Here is a 26,456-nt window from a genome sequence, read left to right on the forward strand (position 1 = left end):
TATATCATCTCAAATACAATACAAACTCATAATCAGTTTGACTTATAAAGAATGATATAGCTATTATAACTTTAAATGATTAGTTTTTAAATACTTTTAACTAAACTCTTTCAGCATATTTTTCAGCTATTCTTATAATTAATTGAGTAGCTTTCTCCATAGAACTAACTGGTATACATTCATTTTTACCATGGAAGTTTAATCCTCCAGTAAATATATTTGGACAAGGTAATCCATTAAAAGATAATCTTGCTCCATCAGTTCCTCCTCTTACAGGAACTAGACGTGGCTTTATACCTAATTCCTCCATAGCATCTTTAGCTATATCAACTATAAACATAACTGGTTCAATTTTTTCTTTCATATTATAATAAGAATCTTTTAAGTCTAATTCTACTCTATTGTCATATTTTTTATTTATTTTTTCTATATTTTCTATCATAATAGACTTTCTCTGTTCAAACTGTTCTCTACAATGGTCTCTAATAATATAAGCCATACTTACATTTTCAACATTTCCACCTATAGAATTTAGATGCCAAAAACCTTCATATCCCTCTGTTGTTTCTGGTCTTTCATCTGCTGGAAACATTTCTGATATTTCAGCAGCTATATGTATAGCATTTACCATTTTATTTTTAGCTGACCCTGGATGAACATTTCTACCATGTATAGTAATAGTTGCATTTGCTGCATTGAAGTTTTCACATTCAAGCTCTCCAACTATTCCTCCATCTAAAGTATATGCATATTTTGCTCCAAATTTTTCAACATTAAATAAATCAGCACCTCTACCAATTTCTTCATCAGGTGTAAATCCTATTTTTATATCTCCATGTTTAATTTCTGGATGATTTATTAAGTATTCTATTGCAGTTACTATTTCAGCTATACCAGCTTTATCATCAGAACCAAGTAAAGTTGTTCCATCAGTAACTATTAAATCATCTCCCTTAAATTCTTCTAACTCTGGAGAATCACTTATATACGTAACAACATTTAATTCTTCATTTAAAACTATATCTTTTCCATCATAGTTTTGAATTATTCTTGGTTTAATATCTTTTCCACTAACATCTTCAATTGTATCTAAATGTGATATGAACCCTATAGTATCCACACCATCAGTGTTTCCCTTTAAAGTAGCCATTATATAACTATTTTCATCTAAACTTACATCATCAATACCCATTGATTTTAGCTCTTCAACTATATACTTAGCTAAAACTCTTTGACCTTCTGAAGATGGACAATTTTCACATTGAGAATTGGATGTTGTATCAAATGATACGTATTTTAAAAATCTTTCTACTACTTTTTGTTTCACGTATATACCCTCTTTCTTATACTATTAATGAAATTTTTTATTTATTAGTGAATAAATTTTTATTTAAAAAAAGTTCTAAGTTATTATAATTAAAAAATATCCACCTTCTTAAGTATATCATGCATACACACCAAACCCAAACAAAAAATTACGCCAATTATTCCTTTTACTTGGATTCCAATAAAAATTGCAGCAAGTGTAGCCAGTGGATTTAATCCAACATTTACAGATACTAGTTTAGGTTCTAGTATTTCTCTAATTAAAGATAAGATAAAAAATATTATAGTCATACTTATAGCTATAAAATAATTTTTTATAAGAAAATAGTAAACTATTACTGGAAGGTATATTGTTATAATACCTAGAAATGGAATTAAATCCATTAAAGCTCCCACAAATCCTACTATTAAACCATATTTTAATCCAAATAAAGCAAAACTTCCCCAAATTGCAAAAAATGTTATAGCCATGAGTATTGTATAAGCTCTTATATATCCAACAAGAGAAAGACCTGCTTCTTTTTTTACATTTTTTACTTTCTTTCTGACATCAGTAGTGAACATATTATAAAAATTATTTTCAATTTTATCTAAATCTTTTGCTATAAAATATGTAGCAATAAACAAAGTAATTATAAATATTATAATATATGGGATGGAAGTGGCTAATCCAAGGATACTTGTAAGAAGATTTTTTGTAATTTGCATCACTTCACCACTAAATTTATTTACTAACTGCTCTACATCAAAATTAGCTATTTCTTGAAATGTTTTCATGAAGTCGTTTACTTTATTTAAGAAATACATAATAGTATTGCTTATATCTTCAGGATTAGCTGATACATTATTTAAAAATCCCATTAGTTCTTTTACTGAGTTTATTACTATTATTGTAGTAACTGTACTAACTATAGCAACTGCAAGAAAACTTAAAACCAACGTAGATACACCTTTATTTATGTGAAATTTATTTTCTAACTTTTGTGATATAGGATTAATCATAAGTGCTATTATACCACCTAAAAAAAATGGGGCTATGTATGGAAAAGCTTTATAAAGAAAAACAAATAACAATGTATATATACAAAAAAAGATGGTATTATTTTTTAATTTATATAAGAAATTATTTTCTAGTATGCTCATCTTAAAAATCTCCTTTCTTCTAATTTATATTTTTATTTTGTCCATTTCATACTAGTTTTATTTGAATATAAAATAAAAATAAGTGCATGCAATATAAAATTTAACTTTTACATTACATGCACTCATAATAAATTTAAGAACATTATTACATTATGTATATATTCTTATTTTTTTAATTCTATTTTTTTCTATGCTCTCTATACAAAATCTTATATTATCGACTTCAATTACTTCATTCTCTTCTGGCAATCTGCTCAAGTGTCCAATTATAAAACCACCTATAGAATCAAATTCTTCAGATTCTAAGTTTACACCAATAAGTTCATTAACATCACCAATTTTAGTACTTCCATCTACAATATACTCATCTTCTTTTATAACTTGTATTTCATCTTCTTCCTCATCATATTCATCCTCTATATCACCAACAATTACTTCTACTAAATCTTCTATAGTTAAAAGACCAGATGTTCCACCATACTCATCTACAACTATGGCCATTTGGCTTTTTTCAAGTTTCATCTCTTCAAGAAGTTGTGTTATTTTTTTGAATTCATATGTGAAAAAAGGCTCTCTCATATAGTTTTTAATGTCAAATGATTCTATTTCCTCATCTGATAAAAATATAATGTCTTTTATATTAAGTATTCCTACAATATCATCTATAGTCTCTTCATACACGGGCATTCTACTCAATTTCTCAGTTTTAAATACCTGTATTATCTCATCATAACTATCTTCCATATCTATAGCTACCATATCTATTCTTTGTATCATTGCATTTTTAGCTTGCATATCTCCAAATTCAAATACATTGTTTATAATTTCTCTTTCTTCCATTTCAAGGACGCCTTCTTCATGGCTTACATTTACCATGGTTTTTAATTCTTCTTCAGTTATGAATGATTTGGCTCCTTTATTTGTTATACCGAATAATTTAAATATAACACTTGTGATTATGTTAAATATCCATACTATTGGTCTTAATATAAATATAATTACTTTTATAGGTTTGGATACTAATAGAGAAACCTTTTCTGAATTACTTGCTGCTATTGTCTTTGGAGTAATTTCACCAAATATTAATACTAACACTGTCATCACAGCTGTAGCAAGTGCCACTCCTTTTTCTCCCATTAATCCTATAAATAAAGATGTTGATATGGATGTTGCTGCTATATTTACGACGTTATTTCCAACCAATATAGAACTTAAAAGTTTATTTGGACTTTCTATTAATGAACTTACTAACTTAGCTCCTTTAACTCCTTCATCTTGCATATATCTGATTCTGATTTTACTCAATGACATTAAAGCCGTTTCAGATGCTGAGAAAAATGCAGACCCCATAAGTAATACTATTAAAAATATAATCTGAATCAAATTATTGGGCGATTCCAACACTTACCACACTCCTAATTACATGTTTTTATATTAATATTAATTATAAATAACTTTAATATTAGTTTTAATTATATCACAATTATATATTTTTTGGAAATATTAGATAATATATTCAATTAACATATGTTTTTAACTATATTCAATTTTTACTTGTGAACCTACTCCAGCCTCACTAGATGAAACTATTAACTTAACAGGAACTCTATTTTTAAGTTCCTCGACATGACTTATTATACCCACACTTAGATTATTACTATGCAATCTTTCCAATGATTCTATAACAATTTCTAAAAGTTCACTATCTAGTGAGCCAAAACCTTCATCTAAAAAGAAGAACTCTAGAGGTGCACTTCCCTTTAATTGTATCTGAGATGAAAGAGCAAGTGCTAGTGATAGAGAAGTTAAGAATGTTTCTCCACCAGATAGGGTATCAATACTTCTTCTTTCTCCTCCATTAAAATTATCTCTCATTACAAAATTCAGCGTCGAATCAATTTCAAGTGCATATCTTCCTTTTGTTATTCTTTCTAATCTTTTTGATGCTTCCAAAGCGATATATTTTAATTGGTTTGTAGAAACATATTCTACAAACTTGTTTCCTTGCACACATTTATCTAATTCCTCTAATAAATCTACCTGGTGTTCAACTACTTTAAGTTCTTTATTAAAATCATTTATCTTATCTAAAGAGTCTTTTAATGTTATTAGCTTATTTTGATTAGCTCCAATATCTTTTGATATATTACCTATCTCAACTTTTAGATTATAAATCTCGTCTTTTAATTGCTCAAAGTATTCCTTCTTTACAGTCCTACCATTTAATTTTTCTTTTGATGATTTTATTTTAAATGTCAATAATTTTTGTTCTTCTTCATATTCTAATATCTCTTCAATTAATTTTTTTATTTCATCGCCATCTAATAAAGCTCTTTTTACTGCATATATACTTTCAAATTTATTTTCTGCTAATAATCCATTTAATATTACTTTTTGTTCTTTATATTGTTCTCTAGCTGTTTTAAGTCTACCATCTATATTGTGTTTTTCAGCAATATTTTTTTCATACTCTAATCTTTGCTCTTCTAATTTTTTTCTACTTGATTCTTCTTGTTCTAATATCTTACATATATTTTCTTCAACATTATGTAAAAGATTTTTAGCCAAATCACCCTTAGTTATGTTAATAACTTCTTTATACTTATTTTCTCTATGCACTTTTTTTTCTACATATAATTCTCTAGCTCTTATTAACTCTATCTCTATCTCATGTAGTTTACTTTGATTTTCTCTTATTTTAAGGTCTAATGAATCTCTATTTTTTAATAATTTGGAGTATCCAGTGCTTAGTAATTCTAATTTTTTTTCATTTTCTCTTATTTCTTCTACCTTTGATGATAGATTAGAAACTTTAGTAATCGTCTTTAATCCTATATACTCCTGTTTTAGTTTTTTACATTTATTTTCTAGACTTTCTATCTCTGTATTTAAGTCTCTCGTTAATTTCTTATAGTTATTCAAGCTTTCTTTTATTTTTAGTTCTTCTTTTTCAACTTTATTCTTCTCTTCTTTAACTAATGTTATCTTATTTTCGGTATCTTCTTTCTCTTTCTCCCATTCTTGAATGTTAGATTTAAGCAAAGCAAGTTTTCTTTGTTCGTCATCAAGCTTTTTTAACAATTGACTAGATGGAATATCACCTAGTTTTCCTTTTACATCTTCCAATTCTTTAGTTTTCATTTTTTCTACAGATAAATATCCACTTACTTTAGCATTTAATTCCTCTATATTGCGTCTTATACTTAATTTTTCTTTTTCCTGTTTTTCTAGTTTTTCTTTGACAAAAGCTATATTCTCATCATATTTAGTTATATTATGGTTTTCATGATGTTTTGACCCACAAACTGGGCATGGCGTATTTTCTTTTAACTCACGTCTAAGCTCTGATGCTAAATTTAAATATTTTAACTCTTCTAGTTCTTTTTCTAAGTCTTCTCTATTTTTTCTATTATTTTCAAGCTTCTCATTTAGTAAATTTATTTCTCTTTCAGTATTAAACTTACTTTCTAGTACTATCTTTAATTCATCTTGTATATTGTTCTTCTTAATTTCATTTTCTTTAGTATTGTTTGCTTTATTTCTTAATTCAGTTACATATTCAGATTTTAAAAGTAAATCTGCACTCTTACCAGGACATTTTCTAAGAAGAACATCTAAGTGAAGAGATAAATTTTCTAAATTACGTTTTGTATCATTTTTATCTTTATCGATATATCTGATTTTTAAATTTATGTCTTCTGTCTCTTTAAGTATTTCTTCTAGTTTATTTACTTTTTGATTCTTCTCTTCTAAGACTTTATTATAATCTTTCTCATATTCATATGCTAAAAATATCTTTTGTTTTAATTCAGCACCTATATTTACTTTATCGATTTTTCCTTCAACTTCTTTTATGGACTTAATTACTGCATCTTTTCTAGATTCAGCCTCTTGTTTTACTTTTTCTAATTCTACTTTATTCTTATTTAAATTAACACCATGTTCTTTTAACTCTTTTAACTCTTTATCTAATAAAACTAACTCCTCTTCTAATCTTATTGCCTGTTGCAACCTTATCTTTTCTTCACTTAATTTAGGAACCTCTTCATTTTTAATTCTACTTATTTTTTCATATCTATTTTTTATGACCTCAAGTTCCTGATTTAGTATCACTAATTTCTTTTCTAAATTACTTACAGTAAAGTTATCTTCATTTATTTTTTTTTCTAGATTTTGAACAGAGCCTATGTATGGGTCTACTTTTCTTGCATTATTATCATTTTCTACAACACTTGTCTTTTCTTTTATCTCATTGCTTTTTAAATTAAGTTCATCTTTTCTAATCTCATTTTTCTCTAGTTTTAATTGTTCTTCATATACTGCTTTACTCTCTTCATAAGATTTCTGAGCTAAATCCAAAGCTTTATTTTTCTCTTTTTCAGCTTGTTTTAATTCTATTAATTCTTGATTTATATTGTTGTATACTTCTTCTGTAATTCCATCATATTGACTTAATTTTGATTTTAAATCTTTCAAATTTTGTAAATGTAGGTTTTTTCTCTTTTTTACTTTTTCTCCAAGACTTCTTCCATATTTCTCAAGATTGAAAATTCTCTCTAACATGTCTCTTCTATCTGCTCGTGACAATCTCAGAAACTCATTAAATTTATCTTGTGGCAAAACTACTGACCTAGTAAAGTCATTAGCTGTTAGACCTACAACTTGAGCTACCTTTTCATTTACTTCCACAACCTTATCAGCTAAAACATTTTTAGTATTGTCATTCAATATCTCTATTAATCTAGCATTAGAAGTCTTTGTTCCTGTTTTGCTTCTAGCAATAGTTCTATCTACAATATATCTTCTTCTAGTATTTTTACTTCCTATCTCAAATTCATATGATATAATTGCCTTATCACATACACTATTTATATATTCTTTTGTATTTCTGGAGATATTTCCATACATAGCAATGGTTATTGCATCTAAAATTGTAGATTTTCCACTTCCAGTAGTTCCAAATATCCCAAACAAACCTCTTTCAATTAGCTTTTCAAAGTCTATAACTTGTTTATCAATGTAGCTATTAAGTCCTGTAACTTCTAACCTAATTGGTCTCATCTGCTGATTCACCCTCTTCACTTATTATATCTAGAAACAAATCCATAAGCTCCCCTTTTGGCTCCACACCTCTACTAAAAGAATAAAATTCTTTAAATAACTCTGCCATAGACTTTTCTTTTATATCTACACTTTCTTGTTCATAGCAAGATGTTATTATTGGTTTTATTTCTATTATGTCTTTTAATAATTCCTTCATTTTTTTTATTTCATTCTGTGATATTATCTCATCAGTATTTATTTCAAAGTATGACCAAATATCTCTATTTTGATTTTGCTCACATATCTCTAAAGCTTCTTCTATACCATTACATTTAAATACTTCTATAGGTTTATAATTATTAAAGTATACTTCCCCAATTACTGGTTTTTCACCAGCCTTTATATCCACTATATATGCACCTTTAGTATATGCTCTTTCATCTTTACTATATTGAAGTGGAGAACCTGAATAATATGCATTTAAACGTTCAGAAGCTTTTTGTTGTTTATGCAAATGACCTAATGCAGTGTATTGAGCTTTTTCTGGTAAATCTTTTCTTTCAACTAAAAAACTTCCTCCTAGTTGTATTGGTCTTTCTGATTCAGTACTCTCTCCACCTATTACAAATATATGTGATACTGCTATATTTATAGTATCACTTCTAAAGTTTTCTTCTAGATTTTTAAATATATTGCCTACCTTTTCAGAATAAGTTTTTTGTTTTTCCAAATCATCTTCACTCGAAAAAACTTCATTCAATCTTTTTTCACTTGGATAAGGTAAGGTAGCAATTACAACACTTTCACCATTTATATTTAGTGTTGTGCATCCTTGTACTGCATCTGTTATTTCAAAGTTTCTATACTTAGCTTTTGTTGTAGCACTTGATGGATAACCAAATATAAGTATTCCCTGTTCATGTGCTAAAGGTGTTATTGCAGAAAGTCTCTCTGGATTATCATGATTTCCTGAAATTATTAATACACACCTTTGCCCATTATTAGCAAGTTTTGAAACAGTTTGATAAAACAGTTTTTCTGCTTGTGCAGGAGGATTAGAAGTATCATATATATCTCCAGCAATTACAACCATATCTATTTCATTTGATTCTACTATTTCTATAAATTCCTCACAAAACTTTGCTTGCTCTTCAATTCTAGAATGGCCCTCTAGGGATTTCCCTAGATGCCAATCTGATGTATGAATAAATCTCATTTTTTCCCCTTCCTCTATCTTTATGTTTAATTTATATAAAAAAACTAATAACAAACAGCTTTATCAACACCAAATAAATATATACATTTTTCTTTTACTGACTTCCCTGTTAAAGTTTCAATAACATCTGCATATAAATCTAATTGTTTTTTATATTTCTCTATTATTTGATTTATATTTTCTTCATTTACAAAATCTGTTTTATAGTCAACTAAAACTATTTGATTATCTTCTTCAAAATAAGCATCAACTATACCTCTTAACATGACACTTTCTTTATCATAGAGTTTTTTATCATCATTTTTTATTAATTCTTCATAAATATAAATATCTTTCATATTCACTTGTGCATAAATGGATTTTTCTCTATTTATAAGTTCAGCATTCAGCATCCTTTTGCCTATATTTGAAGCAAAAAATTTATATATTTTATATGGATTTACTATACTAGCCTGTTTTTCTGTTATTACACCTTTTGAAATAAATCCTTGTATTTGTGACTTTATATCATTTACACTATTTACTTTTTTTAAGTCTAAAACTTCCATAACCAAATGGACTATAGTACCTCTTTCTGCTCCATTAATCCTTTCTCTTTCTTCATCATTTTGAATGAATAGAGGTTTTTTTAGTGTTACTTTTTGTTCAAATATAGTATTTATTAACTCTTCCTCATAGTTGTTTTGTATTTTTTTTATTTCTGTAACAGATATACTAGCAGGTTTTCTTGTGCTAAACTCATATGGATATACATAATTTAATTTTCCTTCTATTTCAGTATAATAATTGCTATCAGGATTATCTACATCTATCTTTTCAAGGATTTCTTCAATACTTTCATTTTCTTCATTAGTTTTTCTTTCTATTAAGACATTATTCTTATTCCATAGTCTTCCATACCATTTTGAATTATGGTCAACATTAAAGACTGCATCTAAACCTACATCTTCCAATAAATTAGATAAGTCTTTATGTTTTAATACACAAGGCATTATCCAATCCAGAAAATTTTTACCTTTTAGTATCTCATATTGTGATATTGTATCCAGACCTTCAATTCCATTTGCCCATCGTTTTATACTATCTTGTACATTTCTAGTAGAACCTGTTATAATCAATTTTTCTTTTGCTCTTGTAAATGCAACATATAAAACTCTCATCTCTTCTGATAGATTTTCTATATTTATTTTACTTTTTAATGCTTCCTTGGCTATACTTGGAAAAGATATTCTTCTTTCATAATCTACAAACTGAGGTCCATACCCTAAATTATGATGATATAAGATACTCTTTTTAAAATCTTGAGTATTGAAGTTTTTACCCATTGCAGAACATATAACTACTGGAAATTCTAATCCTTTACTTTTATGAATACTCATTATCCTAACAACATTTGCATTTTCTCCAAGTGTCTTTGCACTTCCCATATCAGAACTAGATTTTTTTAATTTCTCTATAAAATTTACAAAGTTGAATATTCCCTTAAAACTAGTTTCTTCAAATTGTTTTGCTCTCTCAAACAACACTTTTAAATTAGCTTGTCTTTGACTTCCACCTGGTAATGCCCCAACATAAGCATAATATCCAGTCTTTGTATACAAATACCAGATAAATTCGTCAGTACTCATGTACATTGATTTTTCTTTAAAGTCCCTTAATTTAACGAAAAAATCCTTGCTTTTACTTATACATTCTTTACTTGGTATAAACTCAGACTTATTTTCATTTTGAGAATCTATAAAATCATCATACTCTGATGTACTTTCTAAAACTTCATAAAAAGTCTTATCTTTATTCTGAATTCTAATATCAATCAAATCCTCTGGTGTAAATCCAAATATAGGAGATTTTAATACAGATATAAGTGGTATATCTTGTATTGGATTATCTATTATCTGAAGTAATGATAATATAGTTTTTATTTCAATGGTATCAAAATATCCCACTCCAACATCGGCATATGTTGGTATATCCATATTCATCAATTCATCTGCAAACACTGGAGCCCATGCTGATGTAGCTCTTAAAAGAATCACTATATCTCTAAACTCCACAGGTCTATATCCGTCAATTCCCTTGTCGTAGATTTTTTGGATTTTTCCTTCTTCATTAGCTCTCATTAAATCTTTAATAATCTTTCCAACCATTCTGGCCTCAAGTTGTATATTATCTAATTTTTCTTCTTCTAATTCATTGTCTTCATTATTATCACTATCATTTTTATTGTTTATAGTATCATCATCAAGTTTATTATCTTTTTGTATAAGATGTACTTCTGTTGCTCCGCCAATAATAGATGCTTCATCTGTATCCAATTTAAAATCAGCCCCAAAATTGAGCCTTTCTTTTTCTGTATATTCAATTTCCCCTATATTTTCATTCATTATATTTTCAAATATATAATTTACAGCATCTACAACTTCTTCCCTACTTCTAAAGTTTTTATAAAGCATTATTTTTCTATGAGAAGTTCCCTTTTTATCATTATAGTTATTGTATTTTTGTAAAAATAATTCTGGCTTTGCTTGTCTAAATCTATATATACTCTGCTTTACATCTCCAACCATAAACCTATTTGGTGTTTCTGTGTTAGCCACAGCTTTAAGCAACACTTCCTGTACTAGATTACTATCTTGATATTCATCTATAAATATCTCATAGAACTTCTTTCTATATCCCATTGCTATATCAGAAGGTACAATATTGCCTTCTTCATCCATATTGGTTAGTATATTTAAGGCAAAATGCTCTATATCATTAAAGTCTATTATTCCTTTTTCACTTTTCTTATTACTATATTCCTCTTCAAATCTCAGTACAATATTAGATATAGGCTTGACTATATTATAAAGATATTTTATTTCTTCTTTAATAGAGTCATTATCTTTATTGAATGTAGCATTTACTATACTTTCTAAAGATTTCTTAGCCTTATCTCTCATAGCCTTTGCTTTTTCTTTTGATTCTTTTATATATGAAGGAGCATCTTTTGGTATCCTTTTTACTCCTTTTACATAGTTTTCAAAAGACATAGCTGCCATCTTTTTATATGCTTCATTCCAGGACTCATTACATGCTTCTGAAATACCTACTATTTTTTTATACTCAATAGCTAACTTTTCTGAAAAGGTTTCTAATTCTGCTATTGATTCAACTTCTTTTAATGCCTTTTCCATATTTAAACAAAGACCATTAATTTCTATTTTTACAGTATCCAATATAGCTCTAGCCCAAATAGATTGTGAAAAATCAAAGTCCTCATCAATATTAAATCTCTCTGCTGAATCAAGCAACCATTTTTTAGGTTTAGGAGAAGCCATTGCAAATGAATATATTCCTAAAATAATATCCTGTACTTCCTTGTCTCCTCCTCTTTCTGCATAACTTTCAACTAAATTTAAAAATCCCTCATTTCTTTCTTCATACAAGGTTTCAAATACATCTTCTATTGCCTCTTGTTTCAAAATAGCACATTCAGTTTGGTCTCCTATTCTGAAATTTGGGTCTAAATTTATTCTATGAAAGTTTGATTTTATAACATCCAAACAAAATGAGTGTATTGTTGTAATGCTAGATTTATTTAATAGAACCAGTTGATTTTGTAAATGTTTATTTTCTGGATTTTCATCTAGTGATTTTCCTATAGCATCACCTATTCTCTCTCTCATCTCTGATGCAGCAGCATTAGTAAATGTAACCACTAATAACTTATCTATATCGATTGGATTTTCCCTACTTGTTATCATTTGAATTATACGCTCAACTAGCACTGCTGTTTTTCCTGACCCAGCAGCTGCTGCAACCAATAAATTGCAATCTCTACTTTCTATGACTTCTAATTGCTCTTTTGTCCATTTAGGAGAACTCACTAATTAACATCTCCTTTCATCAGTTTTATTATTTCTTCATTGCTCTTATTATTTAAATTTTTATATTTATTATCTTTCATAGTTGAATCAAATTGGCATATAGCTGAATAATCACAAAAATCACATGATGTTCCATCTTTGTGTTTATATGGAGCTATACAGATTTCTCCACTTAACATATCTTCACATAAATCCTTTATAGCATGTTTTACATAATTTCTAAGTAATTTAAACTCCTCATAAGTTACTGTTGATGTGCTTTTGCCTACATTTCCATCCTTTGTAAGACCTACTGGTATTACTAAAGAGTTTTTTCTTTCTCCATCTATTAATGATTTATCCATTTCTTTTATTATATGGGAATCTTTTATTACAAGCCCCTTCATTCTAAGTTCTTTCAGTATTGCTTCTTGTATTTCTTCATCATCTTTATCTTCATTAAATTTCGCTATTGGGTTATTTATTCTACAATATAATATTGCAGCTGGATTTATATTTACATCTTCTCCTTTTACACTGTCAAGAATTGCATCTAAATACACAAGTAATTGCAACTGTAGACCATAATATATTTCTGTCAAACTTATATCTTTATTACCCGATTTATAATCTACTATTCTTATATATTTATTTTCTCCTTCTTTAAATTCATCAACTCTGTCTATTTGCCCAATTAGATTTACTTCTTCTCCATTATCTAATACTATTTTTATAGGAGGATATTTTCCATCTCTTCCAAAATTAACTTCATAATCTATTGGCTCAAATGAACCTTGTTTTATTTGTTGACTGATTATATCTACAGCAGTTGTCAACATATTTTTTAATCTATATGCAAGATATTTATACCTTTCAGAACTATTTAATATATATCCTGGTATCTTTGAAATTATTTCATCAACTATTATACCTATCTTTAATTCTATATACTTTTCATCAATGTCTCTCCAAGATAAACTATCTTGTGAAAGCTCCTTTGAAAATCTATCTAAAATATTGTGAATGAAAGTTCCCAAATCTGGTGGTGTAAATGAATATTCTTTACGTTTTCTAGCTTTTAAACCATACTGTATAAAATAAGCAAATGGGCACTCTGCATATTTTTCAAGCCTAGATACACTAAGAGAATTACTTTTATATAACGACCTTATCTTTTTTTCTTCAATCTTATGGACTTGATTGGTATAACTAAGGCCTTTTATAACTTTTTTTGTTATCGAACTATACATTTCATCCTTTAGATAGTATCTATATATATCTAGCCAAATACTATTAATATCTTCTTTATTGTAACTATCATTATCATAATTTTTTATTACATTTATAAGTTCATTAAATGTAGGTGATTTAACAGTTATTTTTTTAAGTATATCTTCATCATTTTGCTTATCTTCTTCTACTAAATAACTTTTGTTGTCTATATTTGGAAATATCTTTTTAAGTCTTGATATAATTATTGATGGTCTAAGAGTTTTACCTTCATTGTCAGATATAGGATATGTTATGATTAAATTCTCAGATGTAGAAGTAAGAGCCTTATATACTAGAAACTGTTCCTCAAAACTTCTAGTTTTACTATCAATGTCAACTTCAATTCCTTTACTTCCAAGATTTTCTCTATCATTATCACTTAATATTCCACTATCCTTTGTAATTAGAGGAAATATACCATCAGTAGTTCCAATTAGATATAAATACTTAGTATTTGGATTTTTCATTCTATCCACACTACTTACAAGTACTTGGTCTATACTAGGAGGAACTAATCCTAATTCGTATTCATCAAAACCTAAAGTTATTAGCTTTATAAATTTTTCTAAAGAAATTATTTCATCACCCATAAGCTCAACCATTTGGTCTAGTACATCCACTACTATATCCCAAACTTGTGAGTATTGATTGGCAACATCAAGTTCTCCTTTATCTTTAAAATTTACTATTAAACTTTCTATAGTTTCTGGCATATTTATATCCAGTAAAAATTCATATATATACTTACATATTTCTTTTACTCTATTTTTCCCTTTTAGTTTTTCTTGTAAAGTAACTATTGGCTCTAGTACTCTATTTTTTATTTCATTTATTTTATCTTTTAATTCTAGTTCAAATTCACTTTCTTCACTAGAAAGACTCTGTGTTATTCTATAATCCCATTTTTCATCAAACCATTTCTTACCTTTTATTCCATTAGCTAGCACATAGTTTTCTAGTAAATTTATATCATTATTATCAATTCCTATAAGTCCGCTTTTTAAATATCTAAACATGGTCTCATATCCATATCGTCTATGCTTCATTTCTAAGGCTGAAATAATTAAAATAACTATCGGGTTACTTTTTGCTTCTCTCTTCTTATCTATAAAATTTGGTATATTATATTCATTAAATATAGAGTGTACTAAAAAATCATATCTATTTAAATCTCTTGTGGCTATAGTTATATCTCTATATCTAACATTCTTATCTCTAACTAAATGTACAATTTCTTTAGCTATTTCTTCTACCTCTGAATATAAATTATTAAACTCTTTTATCTTTATATTTTCAGTTGGATTTAAATATGTTTTATATGGATAAGCATTATAAAATCTTTCTAAGTGTTGTAATTCTTTGATTTCTTCAAATCTTTTTATAACACCTGTATTCAAATTTACTTGTGGAAGTATTTTTATCCCCTCTTCATTACACAATTGAGTTAACTTTGAATAAGTAAATTTAGTTCTAGAAAATACATCTGCTTTACTATATCCAATATAATTAATGTCATCTACAGTTAAAGAAATACTGACATTTTTAGCTTTATTTAATATGCTCTTTATTACATTGTACTGATTTGGTGTAAAACCTGTAAATTCATCTATATAAACACAAGCTCCATCTAAATAACTGCTTAATTCTATCCTATTTGCCAATGAGGTTAACATATCTTGAGCATCTACATAATTTTCATGTAATTTTCCTTCAAAAGAATTATATATTTTACTTATATCTTTTAATTTTAGGCTTAAAGTCTCATTATCTAATTCTCCTGATATATTTTCTAACATTTCAGGACTTATATTGTACTGTTTCATTTCCGATATCATATCTGCAATTGAACTTACAAAACCAGATTGTGACTTTGACTTTGAAAATACATTTAATTCTTCACTTACATCTTCAATCGCTCTATATACCATCATTGCTTTTCCACTAGAATTTATATTTACATCTGTTAATCCTCCTGCTTGAGAAAAAACTATATTACTTAGTGTTTTGAAACTAAGCACTCTAACTCTTAGATACTTATCTTTTTCTTTTCCTAAAAATAGTTTACTCACTCTATTTTCAGCCTCAAATGTGTATTGTTCTGGAACTAAAAGTATAATTGATGTTATTTCATTTCTTTGAGCTTCTCTTTTAATTTCATCTAGCATATAAGTAGATTTTCCACTTCCACCTCTACCTAATATAAACCTAAGTCCCATAAATTTCCGCCTCCAAAATACTATAATCTATTTCTTTATCATTGCATAATTTATTGAATTCGCAATACTTGCAATGCTTCTTATTTCTATAGCACATACGTTCTTCTTTATTATATACCTTTTCTATATCATTGTATAGATTGTCTTCGTATGTATGTTCTTCATAATTAGTATTCTTTATCATATTTATATAAGTTTGAATTTTATTTTTATTTGTTTCATGCTTTTCTTCGTCATATGAAATGATGATTGGTAAGTCATCAAATTCAGGTTGATAGTATTTCATATTTATATCTTTAACATTTATGTCCATTTTTAAAACTTTTGGGATTACTTCTTTTGCTAAAAACATATAAACAATTGTTTGTATTCTATTTTCTACATTTTTATAGTCAATCTTTTTAGACTCAGTTTTCCAATCCCATATCTCTATCTCATCTTTTCCAACTACAACTAAATCATACTTTGCCTGTAGTGTATCTCCTCTCAAAGTCATCCTTACTTCATACTCTGGTAGATATATTTTATCTTCTTTAATAGAGACAACTTTTTTTATATTTTCAATCCATTTTAAAAATTTTTTGCCATTTTTATCCTCATCATTAAAATAGATTCCAAGGGGTATATTGCTAAAATACCTTTCGCAAATTAAATGAAAATCTCTTCCTGTTTTTAAGCTTTCATAATACTCTCTACTACCAATATCATCATTTTTCCAATTTATTCTATCAATATATTTATATTTAAACTTCAATGGACATGATTTATACGTGTTAATTGAATTTTGACTATAAGAAAAATATTTTAATTTATCATTCACTCATATCACTTCTCTCTTAACTTTATTTTTAATAGCTATTTGCTACTATCTATTGTTTTAACTTTTTCACTGAACCTCCCATGACTAAAGTCACAGGGTTCCTGTTTCATAGAATTTCGCATAATCAAACTTATTATATATTAACAGTTATTCAACCTCTTTTCACTAATATGTCGGTTCAATCTGTTTAAGTATATACTTGGTTTTTGCTCTTTTCTTTTATTACCTATATCATTTTCATCTCTATAGGCACTTCCTGAAAGTATTAACATTTCCTTTGCTCTGGTGATTCCTACATATAAAAGCCTAATTTTTTCATTTATAGAATCAATCTTAGTTTTATGAGCATAGTCAGTTGAGATACTTCCTTTTAATATAGCCTCGATTTCTGATTTAATAATTGCCATAGGATTTTTGTATTTTTCTTTTAAATACCATTTATCACTCTGAAATTTTTGATTGATATTGTCAGGGAAATTATATTCAATAAGACCTAATAAAAACACACAATCCCACTCCATCCCCTTTGACTTATGATAGTTACATAATGTTATACTTCCAGGTTCTGGTTCATATCCATTTATTTCATATACTACATCTATTATGTGATTGAATACCTTATTTTTTACATCAAACAATAAATTATATACATCTTCTAAATCCATATGTATATTTTCTGATACTAGATACTTTATATAAAAAGATATATAATCAAGTACAGCCTTATCTTCTTTTTCTAAATTAAGTTTTTTCCCAATAAATAAAACTAATATGTCTAACCTTATTACTGGATATTCTAATATATGTTTTATAATATCTATTCCTCTTTTGAAACTTATATATATATCACTTTCTTCATTAATTTCGATTAAATCAGTCTCTATCTTACTAAATTCAAAATTGTAGATAATTTCTTCTGTTGAATAATTTTTTATTACTTCTAAGAAAGTTTTTTCCTCTGCTTCATTATCAGTATTTATAAAAACCTTATCAAGTACATCTATTAACTTTTCTATATCATCACAATGTAGCATAAAATCAATAATAGATGCTATGTTGTTTATAATTTTCCTCTTACTCATGGAATTTGGACCTAATTCTTCAAAAGATAGATTGTATTCTCTAAGCTCTTTAGCAACTTGTGTAACTTGCTCATTAAATGGAACTAATATACCTATACTCTTATCTGGGTATTTATTTTTTATCCCTTTAACATATTTGGCAGTTTGCTCTATTTCATTTTTCCAGCTTTTATACCACTTTACATTTATATTGTAATGTTCTGGGCTAGGATTTTCTTTATAACCCATTCCATTTGGAACAGTCTTTATTTGCATGTCTTCAAGAGCATGTCTACATTCTTCCTGTTTAAATTCCTTTGTAACATAATCTACAAGAGTATTTGCTAAATTAAGTATATCTTCTGAACTTCTATTTGACATATTCATCCTATAACAGAAATCTGAGTTATTTATAAATTCTTTAAAAAATCTAGGGTCTGATGATGAAAATGTACCTGTTATACTCTGATTTATATCCCCCACTCTAACTAAATTTTTGTTTTCACTAGATATAATTTTTATTATATTACCTTGAATTTCATTTGAATCTTGGCATTCATCTTCAAAAATATATTTGTACCTAACTTGAAATTTCTTTCTAAGTGCTTCATCTAATGTCAAAGTTTTTTCTGCTAAAATTAATATGTCATCATAATCTAGTAATCCATTTTGCTTCAACTTCCTATCATATAATTTATATATTGGTAAAATAATTTTAAGCATTCCTTTGTGTCCTCTTGACAATATTTCCTCAAGTTTATCTGGAGAAATCCCCTTGTACTTAAGCTCACTTATTGCGTTTACTGCAAATTCAAAAAAACCTTTTTCCCAAGCCTCAAGAGTTATTTCCTTCCAATGCTCATCTTTTTGCTCCTTTAGAAACCATCTAAAAGCTCTTTCTCCTCCTTCAAATCTAAATCTATTTATACATTCATTTAATATAATATTTTTTTGTAAATCATCAGCTATATTAAAATCCTCACTTAACATTACAACTTCTGGTTTTTCCTTTATTATCTTTACAGCCAAACTATGTATGGTCATTACTTCATAAGAGCTAATATCATCTATTTTGTTCTCTTCAAGAATCTTTTTTATTCTACCTTTAAAATTATTTACAGCACTGTTCATATATGTAAGAACTAATATCTTGCCTCCTTTATGCCTCTGCTCAAGTAATAGCTTCGCTACTAAGTTTGTTATTATGAATGTTTTTCCTGCACCTGGTACTGCTGGTACTGCCATAGTACCAGCTTCATAATTTATTATCGGTATCTGATCTTCTCTATAATTTATATTAATCATAATTCTTATCTCCTTTATGTGAGATTTTTAAGAGTATACTATATAACATACTTTCTTGAATATATCCGTTAATAGTATACTCACTCTTATATGCATAAATTTTATTTGCATTTAGTAATAAATTATATACAGTATTGTATAGATAATATTTCTTATAATATTCTTCCATTTCATTTGTATAAACCTTTTTTTCCTCAAAAGATTTTCTAAGTACAATTAAATTACTTATATCTTTTTCTATTTTCATATTCCAAGCATTGCTTCCTATATCTACCCATATTTGTATACTTCTATCTATATTTGATGATATATATGAATAAGGAGTAGTTATTACTATTTTATCTTTGGATTTCAACTCCTCTATATCAACAACAGAGTAATAATCGTTTATTGTAGTCTTTAAAGCTTCTATAAATATTTTTTCTTCTCTCATACCAAGTAAATTTATACTTTCACTAAAAGACTCACTTTCAGTTATTATCTTTTTACATAAGCCAACGTTTTTTTTACCTTCTTTTAAACCTAGCATTTTATCTATATAGAACTGAATTAAAAATTCATGTATTTTTATATCACTTTTCTTCTTATCTTCAATATACTGTAAAATATCACAGTACTGACTATATCCATCTATATCATCAATACTTGAATTTCTTGTTTCATTGAAAAGTTTAAATGCTTTTATCCGATTTATTTCTAAAAGAGTTTCTAAAAAGCTTAAATATTCATCCTCTTTTATAAAATCTAAATACCCATAAAATATGCAAGTAGCCACTACAAGGGCATTTCCATAAGGATAATCTATTGCTTTTTTGTCTTTTTTAGTATTAAAAACATCTATGTTTTTTTCTATCAAAGAATCCCTAATTTGATACTCTAATATAGTATTATTTATAGGAGATATAATTGCTATATCTCTTGGAGATACCCCACTTTCTATAAGAGATATAATTTTATTACTTATTAAATCTAACATTTCATTGTACAGTTGGCTTGATTGATTCAATTCTACTTTTGCATTTAATAAATATAAATCCTCTATTTTAATACTCTTCTTCTTAATCTTATCTTTTTCTTGTGAGTTAATCTTTGATATTATCTTTTCATTTATATAGTCTATATCTATATTGTTAAATACAGAATAATCCTTGCTATAGTCAATATATATATAACTTTCTAATACATTGTCTAATGCTTTTGCAATAAAATCAACTTCTACATTACTTGAACTTTCAAGGCTATCCACTATTATATATCTTACTTCTTTAAATAAGTTTTTTATATAAAAATCATCAGTAAGCAGATATTGATTATATAGATATACACTTAACGCATTATCCAAAATTGAATTTGATAGTAATGAATTTATATAATATGATATAATTTCATCCATCTGAGTGTATGAAAATCTGTATATACTGTCTCTATTTTTCTTTGATGAATATATTTTTTCTCCTATAGAATCAAAGTCAGTTAAATTGAATGCTGCTTTGTTTATATTAGTCATTATACTATTTGCTATTGATTTATTTGTTCCTGTAATATCTTCAAAGTAACCTTCTTGTATCCTTTTTTCCTTAACTTTCTGTACTATTAAATATTCACTTAAGCTGTTTGATATAAATGTTGGAGATACAGTTTTTTTATTTATTTCATTACATTTTTCTATTATAAGTGGCCAATACTTCAATAATTCTTTTTTTACAAAACCTATATATGTTGTTATTTTCAACTCTTCACTGTAATCTAAATTTAAAAACCTTTCATATCTTATTTTTGTATTATTATTTGGAACTAATAGTATAATGCTTCTTGAATTATTATAGTTTTTTTCTAATATTTCTCTGTATTTATTTAAAGGTTCATATCTATATTCTTTTAAACCACTCTTTTCAAGTAAATATTCCACATAATCACCTTCCTCAATTAAATTAAGTGTATATTATCTAATTATATCATATTGTGTATTTTACAAAATACAATCAAATTATTGCATTTAACTACAAAAAAGACTATATATACAGAGTCTTGCATTCATATATGCAACAATGTATATACAGTCTTTGGTATTGATACACTTATATTTCATTTTATGGCTTTAATGTAAATTTACAATTATAAATTTATATTAAACTTTCAAATATTTTTACTTACAATTACTTTAATGACTCTTCTATTCCCTTAGCTATTTGTGTTCCCATTTCTTTTACTTTTGCTGGAGAGTTTATTAAACTCATGTCACTAGCATTATCCAAAAATGCACATTCTACAAGTACAGCTGGCACATTATTAGTTCTTAAAACATATAAATAATCTTTTGCAGGGTTATCGTCTAGAGTTCTTATTTTTATACCTCTATTAGTAAGTTTAAATTTCTCTAAAATTCTATTTAATATATTTGTAGCTACAGTCTTAGTAGTTCCTCCATTTTTATCTTTAAGTTTATAAAATACTTCTACTCCATGACCTTTTCTATTATTATCACCATTGTAATGTATACTTGTAAATAAGTCTGGTTTAAGTGAGTTAGATAAAGCAGTTCTACTTCCAAGTGATACAGTTTTATCTGCATCTCTAGTCATAATTACATTTATACCTTTTGAACGTAAGTATTCAGTAGTTGCAAGTGAAGTATTTAAATTGTAATCTTTTTCAATCATTCCTCCAAATGAATTTCCAGGTGCTGAACCACCATGCCCTGGGTCAATCATAACTGTCTTAGCACCAGTATTATTTCCTGGGTCTGTTGGAGTTGTATTATGTTTAGATAGTGATGCTGCTATAGAATTCATTACCTTCGAAGTCAATCCTCCGCCTATTTTATATACCTTATTAGCTGATTTAGCTTCTAAATTAGCTTTATGGTATGCAGACACATACGTCTTTGGCGTTATAAGAATTGGTGATTTTAAGCTAGCAGCTAATGGACCTGCTGCTAAAGCATCAACAAGTTCATCTGATTTAGCTACTAACACAGCTTCTAATTCATCCTCTGTATAGAATTTCTTTATTACATTTGCATTTGTTTCATGTCTATCTGCACCAGATACTCTATTATTAGTAACATTATCCTTCGTTATATCATTTACTTTATTGATTACATTTGTTGATATCATTTGAGGACCACCTATAAAATAAGCACTTTGTAAATCCTCACTCTCTAGCCATTGATATGTATTATTTGTAATACTATCTTTGTCAGCCACTATAATTGGTTGCTTATCTTGACCTGCTTTTGCTGCTATAGTAAGTGCATCTATTTCTCCACCATCCTTACCATTTGTTATATATACTTTATCTACATCATGATTTTTATCTATTTCTTTTGCTATCAATAGAGATGTCTCGTATCTATTAGAGCCATTTAGACGTGTTTGATTAGCATTTGCAGCCGATTTAATTTGATTAGCACTAGTTTTAGAAACGGAGTTTTCATCTCCAATTATAATTACATCTTTAGGATTTAGACGTTTTAACTCTGATTTTACACTATCTGGCACATTATTTTTTTCAACCAAAAGTATAGGTGCATTATATGTAGTTGCTAATGGAGTTGATATAATACCATCAATACTTACATCTCCATTTATTATAATTACCTTATCTGAACCATTTTTCCAGCCTTCTTTACTTATTTTAACTGCTGTTTCATATCTATCACTTCCTGTAAGCTCTGTGATAGGTGCAGAAGTTTTTCTCAAGTATTTACTTACATCTTTTCTTGAAGTTATGTCTTCAATTATGCATTCTTGTGTTACATTATAGTCTTTTAAATTTAGTCCCATCTTTTCCAGTTCTTGTTTGTTTAAAGTCTTCGGATTATTTTCACTGTTTATTGTTATACCTTGTAACTCCCAAACATTTTGATATTCTGGGTCTTTATTATAATTGATAGTCCCTTCATATACCCCAGTTGATTTATTGTAATTTATAGTCGTATCTAATGGCATGTCATAACACTTATATTTTAATGTAATACTATCTGCATCTGGCTTTTCTTTAAATTTAACACTAACTTTTGATGTACTACCTAAAACTATACTTTTTTTCTCTAAATTTATACTTAAATCTGCATTATTTTCCATAGCACTAGATTCAGTGGCAAATGCCATTGTCGGTGCAACAATTGCCATTGAAAGAATTCCTGTTGTTAATAATTTTGTATTTCTTTTCATATCAATCTCCTTATTTAAAATAAATTTCTAATTTAATCTTCTTAATTTTTTAATATGTCAAAGTGTATCTTCCCAAATTATAAATAATTCATAAATAAATTATAAAAATAAAATAATAAAAAAAATAAACGTATTAGATACATTTATTTATCTTCACTATATCACTTATTACAATAAAAATCCATAAAAATCCATAAAAAACAAATAATAACACAGAATACCTTAATTTTCATCGTATTTTATAGACAAATATCACCATTTTTAATAGCTAATAATATTCTTGGTCTATATGAATATTTTTATATTATACTTAACTACAAAAGGCTATATATACACTATTTTGCACTTATATGCAACAGTATATATATAGCCTTTCTTACTAATACAATTATATTTTATTTTGTAGACTTAGTCTAAGTTTAATACAATAATTTATTTTATATTAAGACCTTTAATTATTCTCATTTAGACTATTTTAGTGACTCTTCTATACCTTTACCAATTTGTGTACCCATTTCCTTTACTTTGCTTGATGTATTCAATAAACTCATATCTTTTTCATTATCTAAAAACGCACATTCTACAAGTACTGCTGGCATGTCATTTGTTCTTAAAACATATAAATAATCTTTTGTTGCATCAGTTGATAGTGCTCTCGTCTTAGCACCTCTGTTTTTTAGATTGAACTTTTCTAAAATTCTATTTAATATATTTGTAGCTAAAGTTTTGGTAGTTCCACCATTTTTATCTTCAAGTTTATAAAATACTTCCACACCATTTCCAGTTGTATCAGACGCATTATAGTGTATACTTGTAAATAAATCTGGTCTTAAAGAATTAGATAAAGCAGTTCTATTTCCAAGTGATAGAGTTTTATCTGTGTCTCTAGTCATAATTACATTTATACCTTTTGAACGTAAATATTCAGTAGTTGCAAGTGAAGTATTTAAAGTATAATCTTTTTCTTTAATACCTCCTAATGGTTTTCCTGTTGTTCCACTATCCGAACCACCATGTCCTGGGTCAATCATAACTGTCTTAGCACCAGTATTATTATCTGGGTCTGTTGGAGTAGTATTGTGCTTAGACAATGATGCTGCTATAGAGTTCATTACATTGGAAGTCAATCCACCACCTATTTTATATACCTTATTAGCTGATTTGGCCTCTAAATTCTCTTTATGATATGCAGACACATACGTTTTTGGTGTTATAAGTATTGGTGATTTTAAGTTAGCTGCCAATGGACCTGCTGCTAAAGCATCAACAAGTACATCCGATTTAGCTACTAACATAGCTTCTAATTCATCCTCTGTATAGAATTTCTTTATTACATTTGCATTTGTTTCATGTCTATCTGCCCCATATACTCTATTATTAGTAACACTATCCTTCGTTATATCATTTATTTTATTGATGACATTTGTTGATATCATTTGAGGACCACCTATAAAATAAGCACTTTGTAAGTCCTCACTCTCCAACCATTTGTATGTATTATTTGTAATACTATCTTTATCAGTTAATATAATCGGTTGCTCATCTTGACCTGCTTTTGCTGCTATAGTGAGTGCATCCACTTCTCCACCAGTAGCATTCGTTATGTACACTTTATCTACATCGTGATTTTTATCTATTTCTTTTGCTATCAATAGAGATGTCTCATATCTATTAGAGCCACTTAGACGTGTTTGACTAGCCTTTACAGCTGTTTTTATCTGATTAGCACTAGTTTTAGAAATGGAGTTTTCATCTCCAATTATAATTACATCTTTAGGATTTAGACGTTTTAATTCTGATTTTACACTATCTGGCACATTATTTTTTTCAACCAAAAGTATAGGTGCATTATACGTAGTCGCTAATGGAGTTGATATAATCCCATCAATACTTACATCTCCACTTATTATAATTACCTTATCTGAACCATTTTTCCAGCCTTCTTTACTTATTTTAACTGCTGTTTCATATCTATCACTTCCTGTAAGTTCTGTGATAGGTGCAGAAGTTTTTCTCAAGTATTTACTTACATCTTTTCTCGAAGTTATGTCTTCAATTATACATTCTTGTGTTACATTATAGTCTTTTAAATTTAGTCCCATCTTTTCCAGGTCTTGTTTGTTTAAAGTCTTCGGATTATTTTCACTGTTTATTATTATACCTTGTAACTCCCAAACATTTTGATATTCTGGGTCTTTATTATAATTGATAGTCCCTTCATATGCTCCAGTTGATTTATTGTAATTTATAGTCGTATCTAATGGCATGTCATAACATTTATATTTTAATGTAATACTGTCTGCATCTGGCTTTTCTTTAAATTTAACACTAACTTTTGACGTACTACCTAAAACTATACTTTTTTTCTCTAAGCTTATATTTAAATCTGCATTATTTTCCATAGCACTAGATTCAGTGGCAAATGCCATTGTCGGTGCAACAATTGCCATTGAAAGAATTCCTGTTGTTAATAACTTCGCATTTCTTCTCATATTAATTTATTAATCTCCTTACTTAATATAAATTTCTATTTTGTTTTATAGATTTAAATTTAAAAAATATATCAAAGTGTATCTACCCAAAATTATAAATAATTATATAAAAAATAAACTTATAAAACACAAAAAATAAAAAAATTAAATATATCTAATATATTTAATTATATCCACTATATCATTTATTGCCAAAAAAATCTATAAAAGACATATAAAAACATATAATAATTGTAGTTTTATTAAATTTTATACAACAAAAAAAGATTAAGTGGCTACGTCCTACTCTCCCAGGCAGTTTCCCACCAAGTACCATCAGCGCTAGAGAGCTTAACTTCTGTGTTCGGAATGGGAACAGGTGTATCCTCTCTGCTATTGTAACCACATAATCTTTTGGAGCGGGTGAAGGGGATCGAACCCTCACAGCTGGCTTGGAAGGCCAGAACTCTACCATTGAGCTACACCCGCATTAAATTTTTATAAATTAATATAACTAATTTTCTAGAGTTAACACTCTAAAAACTACATATATATTTTAC

General features: G+C 27.4%; 12 protein-coding genes, 1 tRNA gene and 1 rRNA gene. All 14 read right to left on the reverse strand.

Annotation, left to right across the window (positions count from 1 at the left end; translation table 11 throughout):
- Positions 1-100 precede the first annotated feature (100 nt).
- Positions 101-1,327, reverse strand: coding sequence for a peptidase T (gene pepT / locus Q3287_RS07720; protein ID WP_407963805.1), 1,227 nt, complete (start codon positions 1,325-1,327; stop codon positions 101-103).
- A gap of 89 nt (positions 1,328-1,416) precedes the next feature.
- Positions 1,417-2,469, reverse strand: coding sequence for a sporulation integral membrane protein YtvI (gene ytvI / locus Q3287_RS07725; RefSeq protein ID WP_054269594.1), 1,053 nt, complete (start codon positions 2,467-2,469; stop codon positions 1,417-1,419).
- Between the two features lie 150 nt (positions 2,470-2,619).
- The gene (locus Q3287_RS07730) at positions 2,620-3,873 is read right to left on the reverse strand and encodes an HlyC/CorC family transporter (protein ID WP_054269593.1); all 1,254 of its coding nucleotides are present in this window, start codon (positions 3,871-3,873) and stop codon (positions 2,620-2,622) included.
- A 129-nt stretch (positions 3,874-4,002) separates the two neighbouring features.
- The gene (locus tag Q3287_RS07735) at positions 4,003-7,530 is read right to left on the reverse strand and encodes an AAA family ATPase (protein ID WP_407963806.1); all 3,528 of its coding nucleotides are present in this window, start codon (positions 7,528-7,530) and stop codon (positions 4,003-4,005) included.
- Positions 7,517-8,728: an exonuclease SbcCD subunit D gene (locus Q3287_RS07740; protein WP_054269957.1), complete on the reverse strand. Its 1,212-nt coding sequence runs from the start codon at positions 8,726-8,728 to the stop codon at positions 7,517-7,519. The genes Q3287_RS07735 and Q3287_RS07740 overlap by 14 nt, the downstream gene beginning before the upstream one ends.
- Before the next feature lie 44 nt (positions 8,729-8,772).
- Complete coding sequence (gene addA, locus Q3287_RS07745) at positions 8,773-12,597, reverse strand: helicase-exonuclease AddAB subunit AddA (protein WP_407963807.1); 3,825 nt, start codon at positions 12,595-12,597, stop codon at positions 8,773-8,775.
- Positions 12,597-16,064 (reverse strand): helicase-exonuclease AddAB subunit AddB, encoded by a 3,468-nt coding sequence (gene addB / locus Q3287_RS07750; RefSeq protein WP_407963808.1) that lies wholly within the window; start codon positions 16,062-16,064, stop codon positions 12,597-12,599. Before addB ends, addA begins: the two co-directional genes overlap by 1 nt.
- Positions 16,054-16,884 (reverse strand): PD-(D/E)XK nuclease family protein, encoded by an 831-nt coding sequence (locus Q3287_RS07755; RefSeq protein WP_407963809.1) that lies wholly within the window; start codon positions 16,882-16,884, stop codon positions 16,054-16,056. The genes addB and Q3287_RS07755 overlap by 11 nt, the downstream gene beginning before the upstream one ends.
- Positions 16,885-17,024: 140 nt before the next feature.
- Positions 17,025-19,250 carry an ATP-dependent helicase gene (locus Q3287_RS07760; RefSeq protein ID WP_407963810.1) on the reverse strand — a complete coding sequence of 742 codons (2,226 nt, stop codon included), beginning with the start codon at positions 19,248-19,250 and terminating at the stop codon, positions 17,025-17,027.
- Positions 19,243-21,159 carry a hypothetical protein gene (locus Q3287_RS07765; protein ID WP_407963811.1) on the reverse strand — a complete coding sequence of 639 codons (1,917 nt, stop codon included), beginning with the start codon at positions 21,157-21,159 and terminating at the stop codon, positions 19,243-19,245. The genes Q3287_RS07760 and Q3287_RS07765 overlap by 8 nt, the downstream gene beginning before the upstream one ends.
- Before the next feature lie 247 nt (positions 21,160-21,406).
- The gene (locus tag Q3287_RS07770) at positions 21,407-23,425 is read right to left on the reverse strand and encodes an N-acetylmuramoyl-L-alanine amidase (protein ID WP_219673544.1); all 2,019 of its coding nucleotides are present in this window, start codon (positions 23,423-23,425) and stop codon (positions 21,407-21,409) included.
- Positions 23,426-23,895: 470 nt separating this feature from the next.
- A complete protein-coding gene (locus Q3287_RS07775) occupies positions 23,896-25,917 on the reverse strand; it encodes an N-acetylmuramoyl-L-alanine amidase (protein ID WP_407963812.1) in 2,022 nt (673 codons plus the stop codon).
- A gap of 269 nt (positions 25,918-26,186) precedes the next feature.
- Positions 26,187-26,303: ribosomal RNA gene (gene rrf / locus Q3287_RS07780) — 5S ribosomal RNA — on the reverse strand.
- Between the two features lie 8 nt (positions 26,304-26,311).
- Positions 26,312-26,385, reverse strand: a tRNA-Gly gene (locus Q3287_RS07785).
- Between the last annotated feature and the right edge of the window lie 71 nt (positions 26,386-26,456).

The organism is Clostridioides sp. GD02404 (assembly GCF_045898275.1).
GTDB classification, from domain to species: Bacteria; Bacillota; Clostridia; order Peptostreptococcales; family Peptostreptococcaceae; genus Clostridioides; species Clostridioides difficile_A.

Excerpts from the sequence above, each read along its gene's own strand:
- Q3287_RS07740 (WP_054269957.1), bottom strand. The coding sequence starts at position 8,728 with ATGAGATTTATTCATACATCAGATTGGCATCTAGGGAAATCCCTAGAG.
- addB (WP_407963808.1), bottom strand. The coding sequence starts at position 16,064 with ATGGGACTTAGGTTTATATTAGGTAGAGGTGGAAGTGGAAAATCTACT.
- Q3287_RS07760 (WP_407963810.1), bottom strand. The coding sequence starts at position 19,250 with ATGATTAATATAAATTATAGAGAAGATCAGATACCGATAATAAATTAT.
- Q3287_RS07735 (WP_407963806.1), bottom strand. The coding sequence starts at position 7,530 with ATGAGACCAATTAGGTTAGAAGTTACAGGACTTAATAGCTACATTGAT.
- Q3287_RS07770 (WP_219673544.1), bottom strand. The coding sequence starts at position 23,425 with ATGAAAAGAAATACAAAATTATTAACAACAGGAATTCTTTCAATGGCA.
- Q3287_RS07775 (WP_407963812.1), bottom strand. The coding sequence starts at position 25,917 with ATGAGAAGAAATGCGAAGTTATTAACAACAGGAATTCTTTCAATGGCA.
- ytvI (WP_054269594.1), bottom strand. The coding sequence starts at position 2,469 with ATGAGCATACTAGAAAATAATTTCTTATATAAATTAAAAAATAATACC.